This is a genomic window from Massilia aurea (genome assembly GCF_014200505.1).
Classification (GTDB): Bacteria; Pseudomonadota; Gammaproteobacteria; order Burkholderiales; family Burkholderiaceae_D; genus Telluria; species Telluria aurea_B.
On sequence record NZ_JACHBX010000001.1, the window covers coordinates 307,315 to 319,867 of the forward strand.

At 62.6% G+C, this 12,553-nt stretch carries 11 protein-coding genes; 9 read left to right on the top strand and 2 right to left on the bottom strand.

Translation table 11 applies throughout. From position 1 onward, the window contains the following. Positions 1 to 234: 234 nt before the first annotated feature. Together trpS and HD842_RS01270 are read left to right on the top strand one after the other, a co-directional pair. The gene (trpS, locus tag HD842_RS01265) at positions 235 to 1,311 is read left to right on the top strand and encodes a tryptophan--tRNA ligase (RefSeq protein WP_229424543.1); all 1,077 of its coding nucleotides are present in this window, start codon (positions 235 to 237) and stop codon (positions 1,309 to 1,311) included. Between the two features lie 127 nt (positions 1,312 to 1,438). Then, entirely contained in the window at positions 1,439 to 2,488 is a 1,050-nt protein-coding gene (locus HD842_RS01270) for a serine endopeptidase (protein ID WP_183549906.1), read from the top strand. A gap of 135 nt (positions 2,489 to 2,623) precedes the next feature. Here the strand turns inward: HD842_RS01270 and HD842_RS01275 are convergent, their stop codons facing one another. Then, positions 2,624 to 3,046 (bottom strand): DUF3597 domain-containing protein, encoded by a 423-nt coding sequence (locus HD842_RS01275; RefSeq protein ID WP_183553470.1) that lies wholly within the window; start codon positions 3,044 to 3,046, stop codon positions 2,624 to 2,626. A 767-nt stretch (positions 3,047 to 3,813) separates the two neighbouring features. Here HD842_RS01275 and HD842_RS01280 point away from each other — a divergent pair. The 5 genes from HD842_RS01280 (at position 3,814) to HD842_RS01300 (ending at position 10,477) form a co-directional block, all read left to right on the top strand. Further along, on the top strand, positions 3,814 to 4,164 hold the full coding sequence (locus tag HD842_RS01280) for a DUF1294 domain-containing protein (protein ID WP_183549909.1): 351 nt from the start codon (positions 3,814 to 3,816) through the stop codon (positions 4,162 to 4,164). Positions 4,165 to 4,178: 14 nt separating this feature from the next. Further along, positions 4,179 to 4,931, top strand: a complete 753-nt coding sequence (ugpQ, locus tag HD842_RS01285) for a glycerophosphodiester phosphodiesterase (protein ID WP_183553471.1) — start codon at positions 4,179 to 4,181, stop codon at positions 4,929 to 4,931. A gap of 94 nt (positions 4,932 to 5,025) precedes the next feature. Then, a complete protein-coding gene (locus HD842_RS01290) occupies positions 5,026 to 6,681 on the top strand; it encodes a flagellinolysin (protein WP_183549912.1) in 1,656 nt (551 codons plus the stop codon). A gap of 72 nt (positions 6,682 to 6,753) precedes the next feature. After that, positions 6,754 to 9,363, top strand: coding sequence for an alanine--tRNA ligase (gene alaS / locus HD842_RS01295; protein ID WP_183549915.1), 2,610 nt, complete (start codon positions 6,754 to 6,756; stop codon positions 9,361 to 9,363). A 112-nt stretch (positions 9,364 to 9,475) separates the two neighbouring features. Beyond that, entirely contained in the window at positions 9,476 to 10,477 is a 1,002-nt protein-coding gene (locus tag HD842_RS01300) for an OmpA family protein (RefSeq protein ID WP_183549918.1), read from the top strand. A 92-nt stretch (positions 10,478 to 10,569) separates the two neighbouring features. Here the strand turns inward: HD842_RS01300 and HD842_RS01305 are convergent, their stop codons facing one another. After that, positions 10,570 to 11,475, bottom strand: a complete 906-nt coding sequence (locus HD842_RS01305) for a LysR family transcriptional regulator (RefSeq protein ID WP_183549920.1) — start codon at positions 11,473 to 11,475, stop codon at positions 10,570 to 10,572. 151 nt (positions 11,476 to 11,626) lie between these two features. On the opposite strand from HD842_RS01305, the gene HD842_RS01310 reads away from it, so the two are divergent. Further along, complete coding sequence (locus HD842_RS01310; RefSeq protein ID WP_183549923.1) at positions 11,627 to 11,953, top strand: putative quinol monooxygenase; 327 nt, start codon at positions 11,627 to 11,629, stop codon at positions 11,951 to 11,953. A gap of 363 nt (positions 11,954 to 12,316) precedes the next feature. After that, the gene (locus HD842_RS01315; RefSeq protein WP_183553472.1) at positions 12,317 to 12,544 is read left to right on the top strand and encodes a sulfurtransferase TusA family protein; all 228 of its coding nucleotides are present in this window, start codon (positions 12,317 to 12,319) and stop codon (positions 12,542 to 12,544) included. Positions 12,545 to 12,553 lie beyond the last annotated feature (9 nt).

Sequence of the window (12,553 nt, forward strand, 5' to 3'; positions counted from 1 at the left end):
TGTTGTGTTGGGAGAGCCCTGCTGCCGAGTCACGGACCGGGTGGCGGTTGACAGCGCGGCGGCAACCTGCAACCATGCGGTCCATGATCTTTCCGAAAGCACATTTCATTCTTTCCTGGTGGCGCCGCTGATAGCGCGCGGCCACGGGAAATGATGTGCATTTCATAGCCGCCTCGATTCAGGCGGCGTTCATTGTTGATACGCAGCGATCGGGGCATAGAACCAGGAACCTCGATGACACTGCCTACTTCAACTACTACTTCTATCGATACTGCCACTGCTGCCGTACCAACCGCAGCAACTACGCCAGCTGCCAACTCGATCATCCTCACCGGTGACCGGCCAACGGGCCCGCTGCACCTGGGCCACTTCGTCGGCAGCCTGCGCGATCGCGTGGCATACCAGCATCAATACCGTCAATTCGTCATGCTCGCCGACTCGCAGGCCATGACCGACAATATGGATGACTTGGGTAAGGTACACCGGAATGTGGTCGAAGTGGCGCTCGATTACCTTGCTGTCGGGATCGATCCGGCCAAGACGACCGTGTTCATCCAGTCCCAAATCCCGGAGCTGACCGAGCTGACGTTCTATTACCTGAACCTCGTGACCGTTGCGCGCCTCGAGCGCAACCCGACCGTCAAGGCCGAAATCGTCCTGCGCGGCTTCGAGCGCGACATTCCGGCGGGCTTTTTGACCTACCCGGCCAGCCAGGCCGCCGACATCACCGCGTTCAAGGCGAACATGGTGCCGGTCGGTGAAGACCAGATCCCGATGATCGAGCAGTGCAACGAGATCGTGCGCAAGTTCAACCGCATCGTCGGGCGCGACATTCTGGTGGAAGCCAAGGCCTTCGTGCCCGAAGTGGGGCGCCTGCCAGGCATCGACGGCAAGGCCAAGATGAGCAAGTCGCTGGGCAATACGATCAACCTGGGCGCCAGCCCTGACGAGATCCGCGCCGCCGTCCGAAACGTCTACACCGACCCGCTGCACCTGAAGGTCTCCGACCCGGGCCACATCGAAGGCAACGTCGCCTTCACGTATCTGGACGCGTTCGATACCGACAAGGACGGCCTGGCCGAGATGAAGGCGCATTACCAGCGCGGCGGCCTGGGCGACAGCATCGTCAAGAAACGCCTCGAAGGCATCCTGCAAGACATGCTGGCGCCGATCCGCGCGCGCCGCGAAGAGTTTGCGAAAGACCCGGCTTACGTCATGCAGATGCTGAAGGAAGGCACGATGAAGGCGCGAGAAGTCGCGGCGGCGACGACCGACGAAGTCAAGAAGGCGCTGGGGCTGTCGTACTTCTGATGTGCTTCTGACTGGTATCGCGCGGCGATGCCGGCGGTAGCGCAGCGCAAGGCTATCGTAACTGTGAGTAGTAGAAAGCCCCCGGGGATGGCAAGCTGCGTGCTTGTCCATCACCCGGGAGTGCATCATGAGCAAAGGCTTGCGCCTGACTGAAAAATGGATGCAGCGCGCCCTGTGGCTCGTTGCGTTCGTGTTTGCCGGCTTCTTGATCGGGCTTGGCAGCCTGATCGTGCAGAACGTGCGCGATGTGGAAGAGCCACTGACGCTCGAGCAGTTCATGGACTCGGCCCAATTGGCCAGTGTGCAAGCCGAGCGCGAAGCCGCGCACAAAGCGCAGGAACAGGCCCAGTCGCGCCTGGAGCAGGCGACCCAGAAGCACACGGTGGCCAGCGCGAATACTGCGTCGGCGCGCGAGACGTTCGCCAACTGGCTGGCGACGCGGCAGGTGACCGCGCGGCCCGAGCAGGATCCGGAATTAATCAAGCGCACCGAGGCACTCGATGCGCTCGCAAGCGCCGAGCGCAAGGCGCTTGCAGCAGTGGAGGCCGAACAGCAGACGCTGCTCGACGCAACCCAGGCCGGGGAGCGTGCCGGCAACCGTTGGCGTGCGCTGGAAGAGCCTGCCGAGACGGCGTTGTTTGAAGCGCAGACTGCGCGCGATCTGCGCGTGTTTGGCTATCGGCTCGCGCTGACCCTGCCGCTGTTGCTGGTGGCCGGCTGGCTGTTCAAGCACAAGCGCAAAACGCCCGACTGGCCATTCGCCTGGGGCTTCATCCTGTTTGCGTTGTTCACGTTCTTTTTCGAGCTGGTGCCGTATCTGCCGAGCTATGGCGGGTACGTGCGCTACATCGTCGGTATCATCCTGACGGTCGTTGCGGGGCGCTATGCGATCCGGTGGTTGCAGGGATACCTGGCGCGCCAGAAACTGGCCGAGGCCTTGCCCGATGCCGAGCGGCGCCAGGGGATGCTCTATGACGTGGCCCAGACCCGGCTGGCGAAAAGCCTGTGCCCCGGATGCGAGCGGGCGGTCGACCTGAAGGATGGCAAGAACGATTTTTGCCCGCACTGCGGCATCGGCCTGTTCAACCGCTGCACTGCCTGCACGACGCGCAAGAATGCGTTTGCACGGTTCTGCTTCGCGTGCGGCGCGGCGGCCAACACGACACTGGCTGATTGAATAAAAAAAACCGCAGCCGGCGGGGCCGGTTGCGGTTTTATGAAGTGCGCGCTATGTAAGGTGGGCGGGTTTCCGCCCACGCGTTCAACACACCTTCGCATACCAGGGAAGATGTGAAGTACGCGCTACCCGATATCAGTCACGCAGGTCAGCTGGCACCTTGCCGCCATTGGCTGCCAGCTTGTTCATGACCTGGCGGTGCAGCCAGATGTTCATCTTGGCCGAATCGTTCATGTCGCCCGTGTAGTTCAGCTCAGTGGCGAGTTCCTTGCGCGACTGCAGGCTGCTGTCCAGGCCGAGCAGCTTGAGCAGGTCGACGATCGACGAACGCCAGTTCAGTTGCTGGCCCGACGAGGCGAGCATGCCGTTCAGGACTTGCTCGACGTCGACTGGCTGGGCTGGCGCCGCTGCTGGTGCTGGCGCTGCTACTGGTACGGCGGCCGTTGGTGCTGCCGGTGCTGCGGTCGGGGCAGCAGGTGCAGCCGTTGGCGTTGCCGCCGGTGCTGCGTCTTTTTTGCCTGGGAAAATTTTATGGAAGATGTTGCTCAGGATACCCACGGGACCCTCCTTTTCTGGTGATTGCTTACGGATATTGTTTGCCATGTAGCCCAGTGCGACGGCCAGGGCGGCGCCCCCGGCAGCCTTGATCAGCGTCGGATGCTCGGCGTAGAAGTCGCTCATGCGATCGACGATGCCGGGATTCTGCTGTTGTGCTTTTTCAGCCAGTTCCTGCACTTGTTCAGGCGAAACCTGCGCCGCCTGTTCAGGCGTAACCTGCGTTGGCACATTGTTGCCGAAGATCTTGCTCAGTGCACCACCGGCGACCGACGACAGCACGCCGCCGCCTGCGCCGCCCAGCAAGCTGGTCAGCATGCCGGCGCGCTGGTGCTGGTCGCTCTGGCCAAACAGCTGGCTGACCATTTGCGGGAACGGCGGGGTCTGGTCGGAGCGCAGTGCGCTCGCGATGCCTTGCGCGACGCTGGCCCGGGGCGCGTTCTGCGCTACTTGGTCGAAGTCGGCGGCAGCATTGCCGTTGGTGCTGGCGGCGCCTGCGCCACCAAGATATTGCTGCAACAAATTACCTAAATCAAAAGCCATGTGTTCTCCTGCTGGGTGAATGCCGGGATGGATGACCAGCGTAGGCGTTTTGATATGGACCGCTCTGTACGATGACGAACCCACGGTGCATCGATCATCAACGATCTGCGCTCTGTGAACTGCGCTCTGCGCTCTGTGATCATTACGTGGGTGTTGCGCAGGAAAGGGTAGTGCCGCATGTATTTGCCAGGTGGACACGACAGTACCGCGAACGGTAAGCTGTCGGCATGCCCTACGTCCCGCTTGCCGTGTTCCTCGTCCTCTACCTGTTTGCCAGCCTGGCCTGGAACATGTCCCAGGTCGTCGGCGCCGCCTACCTCGTTACCAGCCTGACCTGTTTCGTGGCCTACGCGATGGACAAGTCGGCTGCGCGCGCCAGCACCTGGCGCACGCCGGAAGCCACGCTCCTGCTGCTGGGTCTGATCGGTGGCTGGCCCGGCGCCGTGCTGGCGCAACAGTGGCTGCGCCACAAGACCAGCAAGCAATCGTTCCAATGGAAGTTCCAGGCGACGGTGGCGCTGAACCTGGCCGTATTCGCATTCCTTGCCTACCGTTTCGGTCAACCGACCGCCGCATGATGACGAACGATCCCGTGTGGCCATGGCCCCGCATTCTCGCGCACCGTGGCGGCGGCACGCTCGCGCCCGAGAACACGGTGGCCGGCTTGCGCTGCGGCATGGCAGCGGGCTTTCGCGCGATCGAGTTCGACGTCATGCTGGCGCGCGACGGCGTCCCCGTGGTGCTGCACGACCCGGGCCTGGGCCGCACGGTCCGGGGCAGCGGCAGCGTGTTCGAGCACGATGCGCTTGAGCTTGCCGCGATGGATGCCGGCAGCTGGTTCGGCCATGGATTCGCGGGCGAGCCGGTGCCGTTGTTCGACGCCTTCGCGCGCCTGTGCATGGCCCACGGCATCTGGATGAATATCGAGATCAAGCCGGCGCCCGGCTACGAACGCGAGACGGGCCACATCGTGGCGCAGATGACCGCCGCGCTGTTCGCTGACGCACTCGCATCCGGCGACCCGGCCGCGTTGCCGCTGTTGTCGTCATTCAGCGACGTCGCGCTGGCAGCGGCGCAGGCGGCGGCCCCGACCCTGCCGCGCGCCTGCCTCATCAGCGCGCTCGGCGCCGATTGGCAGGTGCGGGCGCAGGCGCTCGGTGTGCACGCCATCCATACCAACCACTTGCACCTGAGCCGGCAGCAGGCACGCACCGTCAAGGACGCCGGCTACGGCCTGTTCTGCTACACCGTCAACGATGCCGGCCGCGCGCGCGAACTGCTGGCCTGGGGTGTGGACGCCTTCTGCACCGACCGCATCGACCTGATCACGCCCGATTTCACCTGACAGCAGGTCCAGGCACTATATTTACTCTGTGACCTCAAGTAACAGGGAGGGAGTGACGTTAAGAAGGGACGATCACCCTGACGGTGTTGCCACCATGGCGCTTTCCATTTCGACGAATACCCTGTCGCTCAGTACGCAGCGCAGCATGCGCACGCATGACACGGAGGGGGCAAAGCTCACCGAGCGCCTGAGCTCCGGCATGCGCATCAACCGGGCATCCGACGATGCGGCCGGCCAGGCGATCACGTCGCGCCTGTCGTCGAACCTGCGCGGCGTCAGCCAGGCGATGCGCAGCCTGAGCGACGCGACATCGATGCTGCAGGTGGCCGACGGCGCCATGGCCAGCGTCACCGATACCCTGCAACGCCTGCGCGAGATGGCGGTGGCGGCCGGCAACGGCAGCTACACGGACGGGGATCGCGGCGCGCTGCAGAAAGAAACGCAGGCACTGCTGCAACACATCACGCAGGTGGGCACCGACACCAGCTTCAACGGGCAAGCGCTGTTTTCGCAGGACACCGTCAGCATCGGCGGCGACGAACGGCGGCGCGCCGTGCTCGATGGCCTGCAGTCCGGCTGGCTCAGTTCGGCCGAGGACCTGATCAAGCAGCATTACGGGCTCATGGGCGATGGCGCCAAACTGACTGTCAACCTCGACACCACGGACGGTGGCTATAACGTGCTCGCCTCGGTGTCCGGCACGTCGTCCGGCGGCAAGCTGAACAATCTGCACCTGAATATCGACATGGCCGACTTCGGCACCGCGCCTACCCCCGACGGTGGCAGCGCGCCGCTCTACAGCGACCGCATCGTCGCCCATGAAATGGTGCACGCCGTGATGGGCCGCACGATGAATATGGGGTCGCTGCCGCAATGGTTCGTCGAAGGCACGGCTGAACTGATCAATGGCGCCGACGAACGGCTGGCCGGCGCCGGCAGCATCGCAGGCGTGGTCGCCACCATCGCTGGCGGCGGTTTTTCGTACGAAGGCGGGTATGCCGCCAGCCGCTACCTGCACGACCGCATGAAGGGCCTGGGCGTGGAGGGCGGCATCAAGGGCATCATGCAATACCTGAACAACAACCAGTCGGCCGATCTCGACGCCGCGCTCAATGCCGTGTCGAAAGGCGTGTACACCAGCAGTGCCGCGTTCCTGGCCGACTTCGGCGCCAATGGCGAACAATTTATCAATACAAAAATGAATCTGACCAATGCCGATACGGGCGCCATCGGTGGCCTCGATGCCGATGGCGGCCCCGTGCGCGATGCCCGCGCCGTCGTGCCCGCCAGCGGGACCAGCAATGCCGCGGACGGCCTGGCCGGTTTCAACGTCGTCTACCCGGACGAAGGCAGCGCCAGCGGCGTGCGGCGCGTGCAGGTGCAGGCCGGCGACAGTGCCGGCGACCTGATCGACCTGCAATTCTCGTCGATGAACGCGCGCGCACTGGGGCTGGCCAATCTCGACATGACACGCTCGAGTGTGGCACTGCTGAGCATCGACCGGGCGCTGGAGTTCGTGGGCGAACAGCGCGTACGCACGGGCGCCTCGAGCAACCGGCTGGACCTGGCCGCCGGTGCCCTAGAGACGAGTTCGCAGAACATGCAGGCGGCCCGCTCGCGTATCCAGGATACCGATTACGCGAGCGACACGGCGCAGCTGACCCGCACGCAGATCCTGCAGCAGGCGGCGTCGGCGATGCTGGCGCAGGCCAATGGGCAACCACGCTCCATCCTGAGCCTGCTGCGCTGAGAATGGATCGGGGAGCTAGGCTATAATCGTTCCTTTATAGGCACGCTGCCTCATTCCGCCCAACGATCAGACATGAAATCCTCCGACATCCGCGAAAAGTTCCTCAAGTTCTTTGAATCCAAAGGCCATTCCATCGTGCGTTCCAGCCCGCTGGTGCCGGGCAACGACCCGACCATGTTGCTGACCAATAGCGGCATGGTGCAGTTCAAGGATGTCTTCCTGGGCCTGGATTCGCGCCCGTACTCGCGCGCGACGTCCGTGCAGCGCTGCGTGCGCGCCGGCGGCAAGCACAACGACCTGGAAAACGTCGGCTACACGGCGCGTCACCACACGTTCTTCGAGATGCTGGGCAACTTCAGCTTCGGCGATTACTTCAAGCGCGATGCGATCCAGCTGGCCTGGGAGCTGTTGACCAAGGTCTACCTGCTGCCAGCCGAAAAGCTGACCATCACCGTGTACTTCGAGGACGACGAAGCGTACGACATCTGGGCCAACGAGATCGGCGTGCCGAAAGAGCGCATCATCCGCATCGGCGACAACAAGGGCGCGCGCTACGCATCCGACAATTTCTGGCAGATGGCCGATACGGGCCCATGCGGTCCGTGCACCGAGATCTTCTACGACCACGGCGCCGACATCTGGGGCGGCCCACCGGGCTCGGCCGAAGAAGACGGCGACCGCTTCATCGAAATCTGGAACCTCGTGTTCATGCAGTTCTACCGCGACGAATCCGGCTCGCTGACCCCGCTGCCGAAGCCGTCGATCGACACCGGCATGGGCATGGAGCGCCTGGCCGCCGTGCTGCAGAACGTGCACAGCAACTACGAAATCGACCTGTTCCAGAACCTGATCAAGGCGGCTGCCCGCGAAACCGCGGCGCCTGACCTCGAGAACAATTCGCTGAAGGTCATCGCCGACCACATCCGCGCTGCGTCGTTCATGATCGTCGACGGCATCATCCCGAGCAGCGAAGGCCATGGCTACGTGCTGCGCCGCATCGTGCGCCGCGCACTGCGCCACGGCCACAAGCTGGGCCAGACCAAGCCATTCTTCTACAAGCTGGTGGCTGACCTCGACATCGAGATGGGCGAAGCCTATCCCGAACTGCGCATGGCCAAAGAGCGCGTGGCGCAAGTGCTCAAGGCCGAAGAAGAACGCTTCGGCGAGACGTTGGAAAACGGCATGAAGATTCTCGAAGCCCAGCTGGCCAAGGATCCGAAGAACCTCGACGGCGGCACCGCCTTCACGCTGTACGATACATACGGCTTCCCGCTCGACCTCACCGCCGACATCTGCCGCGAACGTGGCATCACGCTCGACGAAGCGGGTTTTACCGCCGCGATGGAACAGCAAAAGAAAACGGCGCGCGCCGCCGGCAAGTTCAAGATGGCCGCCAACGTCGAGTACGCGGGCGAAAAGACAAAATTTGTCGGCTACGATTCGCTGGCCCACAACACGCACGTGCTGGCGCTGTACGCCGACGGCGTGAAGGTCGAGCAACTGAGCGCCGGCCAGGCTGGCATCGTCGTGCTCGACACGACGCCGTTCTACGCTGAGTCGGGCGGCCAGGTGGGCGACCAGGGCGTGATTGGCGATGGCGCCATCCGCTTCGAAGTCGAAGACACGCTCAAGATCCAGGCCGACGTCTTCGGTCACCACGGCGTGCTGCGCGAAGGCATGCTGAAGGTCGGCGCAACGGTCGACGCACAGGTCGACACGGCCAAGCGCGCACGCACCATCCGCAACCACTCGGCAACGCACCTGATGCACAAGGCGCTGCGCGAAGTGCTGGGCACGCACGTGGCACAAAAAGGTTCGCTGGTCGACCCGGACAAGACCCGTTTCGACTTCAGCCATCCGCAGGCGCTGACGCTGGACGAGATCACGCAGGTCGAGACCATCGTCAACCGCGAGATTCTCGAGAACCACGCGACGCAGTCGCACAATATGTCGTTCGACGATGCGGTCAAGCACGGCGCCATGGCGCTGTTTGGCGAGAAGTACGGCGACACCGTGCGCGTGCTCGACATCGGTACGTCGAAAGAGCTGTGCGGCGGCGTCCACGTGACCCGCACCGGCGACATCGGCCTGTTCAAGATTGTGTCGGAAGGCGGCGTCGCGGCCGGTATCCGCCGTATCGAAGCCGTTACGGGCGAAGGCGCACTGGCCCTGGTGCAATCGATCAACCGCAAGCTGATCGAAGCGGCCGGCGCGCTGAAGACCAATCCTGACGAACTGACGGGCCGTATCGGCCAGGTGCAAGACCAGGTGAAGCTGCTCGAAAAAGAAGTCGCTGCACTGAAGTCGAAGCTGGCGTCGGGGCAGGGCGACGAGCTGATCGCGCAAGCCATCGACGTCAACGGCATCAAGGTGCTGGCAGCGACGATGGAAGGCGCCGACGTGGCGACGCTGCGCGAAGCCATGGACAAGCTCAAGGACAAGCTGGGCACGGCCGCGATCGTGCTGGCAAGCGTCCTCGAAGGCAAGGTCAGCCTGATCGCAGGCGTGACCAAGGATGCCACCGGCAAGGTCAAGGCCGGCGAGCTGGTCAACTTTGTGGCCCAGCAGGTGGGCGGCAAGGGCGGCGGACGTCCGGACATGGCGCAGGCCGGCGGTACCGACCCATCGGGCTTGCCGGCAGCACTGGCCGGCGTGGCGGGCTGGGTTGGCGAGCGCGCGTAAGCAGCGTCCTGTCGGATAAAAAACGCCGCCTCTTTGGGCGGCGTTTTTTATTGCCTTCGTTGCATTGCCCTCATAGAATCATGCACGAACATTAACCTTTTAAAAGACGATCATGCTGACATTTCGGGTTGTGATAACGGGTTTTCTGGCAACGGTAGTGTCGGTGGCGCAGGCCCAGATGCCGGCAAACGACACGGTCAAGGGCGGCAAGGATCATCCACTGCTCACGCGCTTTGCTGGCGCGAAGCTGGTTGGCTATGAGGTGAAGCAGTTCGATGAGGCCACGCTGCCGGCAGGCAAGCGCGTCCGGATCGCCGGCAAGCTGGGTTTCGAGAAGACCCTGCGCCTGGAGGGCAAGTACACCCGCATCGCCTACGTCTATCCCCAGGACCGCTCGTCTCTCGAAGTCATGCGCAACTACCAGGCAGCGCTCGAAAAGGCCGGCATGAAAAGCACCTTCGCCTGCGCCAAGGAAACCTGTGGCGAAAATTTTGGCGACTTCGTGCAGCAGCAGCGGGTAGGCTACAACTTCATCCAGGGCGGCGAGGCGGCGACCTCGCCCTTCAACTACGGCCGCAATGACAACCGCTATCTGCTCGCATCGGGAACGCGTCCCGATGGGTCCGCGCTGACCGTTGCCGTGTACATGGTCGATCCGGTCCAAGGAAAGCTTGGCGGCGTCTATCTCGACATCGTCGAAGGCAAGTCGATGGAAGGGGGGAAGGTCTCTGCCAACCTGAACGCGGCGGACATGGCCAAAGGCATCGCCACGGACGGCAAGGTGGCGATCTACGGCGTCTATTTCGACACCGGCAAGGCCGACGTCAAGCCCGAATCGGCAGCTGCGCTGGCCGAGATGGCCACGATGCTCAAGCAGTCGCCAAAGCTCAAGGTGTTCGTGGTCGGCCACACCGACAACCAGGGCGCCGTGGCCCAGAACCTGACGTTGTCGCAGCGGCGTGCCGAGTCGGTGGTCGGGGCGCTGGCCGGCACCTACAAGATCGATGCCGCGCGCCTCAGTCCGAAAGGCGTGGCCGCGTATGCGCCGCTGGCGTCGAATCGCGCCGAGGCGGGGCGCCAGCAGAACCGGCGGGTAGAGCTGGTCGAGCAATAAACGCTGGCGGTGCGCGACACCATCGCGCAAGCATATTGCGCAGCCTTGCCGGAACGACGGTTGTGCGCGCTCTTTTGGACCGTATCTGGTGCTTATGATGCACCGTCATCTCGAACGAGTCCGGGAACCTTGGCAAGCACCTGCGCAATGAATTCGATGAAGACCGCTGCACGCTGGGGCAGGCGTCGTTCTGCGGAATACAGCACATTGACGGGCACAGGCGGCGCCCCATGCGCGGTCAACAATGCGACCAGTTCGCCGCTCTGCAGTTCTTCGGTCACCATCCACGCAGGCAGGTAAGCGATCCCCAGGTCATTCAGGACGGCGCGCCGGATGCCGTCCAGACTATTGAGCCGCATGCGCCCGCTGACCTTACGATCGCCATCTCTGAATGGCCAGCTGTCATTGCCGGCTGCCAGCAAGGTATACATGATGCAGTCGTGCGCAGCCAGGTCGCCGGGTTCCAGCGGTGTGCCACGTTGTTTCAGATACGTCCTGCTTGCCACACAGATGCGCGCGGATTGACCGACGCACCGTGCGCGCAGGGTGCTGTCACGTAATTTGCCACCCCGTATGGCGATATCGATGCCTTCGGCCACCAAGTCGATGTAGGCGTCACCCAGACGAAACTCCACATCGACATGCGGATAGCGCCGTAGAAAATCCGGCAGGGCGGGTATCAGGAGTTCAGTGCCGATACTCTCCGGACAAGCAATGCGCAGCAGTCCATGCGGATCTTGTTGGCCATGCGCCTGTGCTTCGGCTTCTCCGATGATGTCGAGTGCTTGGCGCGCTTGCGCGTAGTAGCGCTGGCCCTCGGCCGTGGCAACCATCTGCCGCGTCGAGCGATGCAATAGCCGCGTTCCCAGCGACTTTTCCAGTGCCGCCACATGCCGGCTGACGTTCGGTTGCCCGATCCCGAGCTCCCGCGCGACAGCTGAAAAACTACCGGTTTCGACGGCGCGCACGAAGCAACGCATCCACAACAATTTATCCATTCCTGCCCGTGTGAATTCACTTTATGCAGCAGGAGCATAAATGATATGAGCGCAGCATGGGTTCTCGTGCAGGCAGTCAGCGATCAGACTGCGCGGGTCGACCCCAAGCGCACACGCTCGTGCCCCGGGTTTTACCATGACAGGAACCAAGATGAACACCTCTGCAACTGAACGCTTTGTCAGCCTGGTCGGCACCTATGAAATCGACCCGCTGGACGCTGCGGCGTTTGCACGCATCGCGACGGCGTCGGTCGACCAGATCGCTGGCAAACCAGGCTGCCTGTATTACAGTGCCTCGCAAGACCTGAAGCAGGCCAACGTGTTTCATCTGACCGAAGGGTGGGCCACGCAAGAAGCGCTCGATGCTCACCTGAGTAGTCCAGATTTTCTCACCATGCTGGAGCAAGCATTCACGCTGCGCATCGTGCGCCGTGACATCTACGTGTCTGAGTCGGCAGGGCGAACGTTGTTGGGCTGATTGGCGCAATCCAGGCGCATTGTCCGCTGTCGGACCTGCATTGACCCGCACATCGATGTTTCAAGCGAAGTACCTTCCCACTTTATTGCGCCCAATTGTCTGACCGTCTATTGCACGCGCCGATTTGGGTCGCATCTTGTCCGCATGATGCACCACCATAGTGCTTTTTCGTGAGCATCCAGTACAGACTCGGTAGCAGTTCGTCAAGCTTTTAACACTGGGTTGCAGGCTCGCAACAATCTATGACTATTTTGGTGCGCTGCGTCATACTGTGGGAATTGGAGTAGTATTCGAGTTCCAGCACCCTCCTTACTGATCAGGAATGCGATGAGCGACATCATTTTCGACACTGACACCGACACCATGGAATTCCAGAGAGATCTGGATGCGCGGGGGCTTAATTGCCCACTGCCCATCCTCAAAGCGAAGAAGGCGCTCGCCGAAATGGAGAGTGGCCAGGTGTTGCGTATCGTGGCCACCGACACCGGCTCCGTGCGCGACTTTCAGGCGTTTGCCAAACAGACCGGCAATGCACTGCTGGCCCACACCTTTGAACACGGCGAGTTCACGTTTCTGATGCGCCGCAAGTAAAAGAAACCG

What these genes read in the sequence shown, in the direction of transcription:
- HD842_RS01280 (WP_183549909.1), top strand. Translation starts at nt 3,814, where the DNA reads ATGCCCTACGTCCCGCTTGCCGTGTTCCTCGTCCTCTACCTGTTTGCC.
- HD842_RS01270 (WP_183549906.1), top strand. Translation starts at nt 1,439, where the DNA reads ATGAGCAAAGGCTTGCGCCTGACTGAAAAATGGATGCAGCGCGCCCTG.
- HD842_RS01290 (WP_183549912.1), top strand. Translation starts at nt 5,026, where the DNA reads ATGGCGCTTTCCATTTCGACGAATACCCTGTCGCTCAGTACGCAGCGC.
- alaS (WP_183549915.1), top strand. Translation starts at nt 6,754, where the DNA reads ATGAAATCCTCCGACATCCGCGAAAAGTTCCTCAAGTTCTTTGAATCC.
- HD842_RS01305 (WP_183549920.1), bottom strand. Translation starts at nt 11,475, where the DNA reads ATGGATAAATTGTTGTGGATGCGTTGCTTCGTGCGCGCCGTCGAAACC.
- HD842_RS01315 (WP_183553472.1), top strand. Translation starts at nt 12,317, where the DNA reads ATGGAATTCCAGAGAGATCTGGATGCGCGGGGGCTTAATTGCCCACTG.
- HD842_RS01310 (WP_183549923.1), top strand. Translation starts at nt 11,627, where the DNA reads ATGAACACCTCTGCAACTGAACGCTTTGTCAGCCTGGTCGGCACCTAT.
- trpS (WP_229424543.1), top strand. Translation starts at nt 235, where the DNA reads ATGACACTGCCTACTTCAACTACTACTTCTATCGATACTGCCACTGCT.
- HD842_RS01300 (WP_183549918.1), top strand. Translation starts at nt 9,476, where the DNA reads ATGCTGACATTTCGGGTTGTGATAACGGGTTTTCTGGCAACGGTAGTG.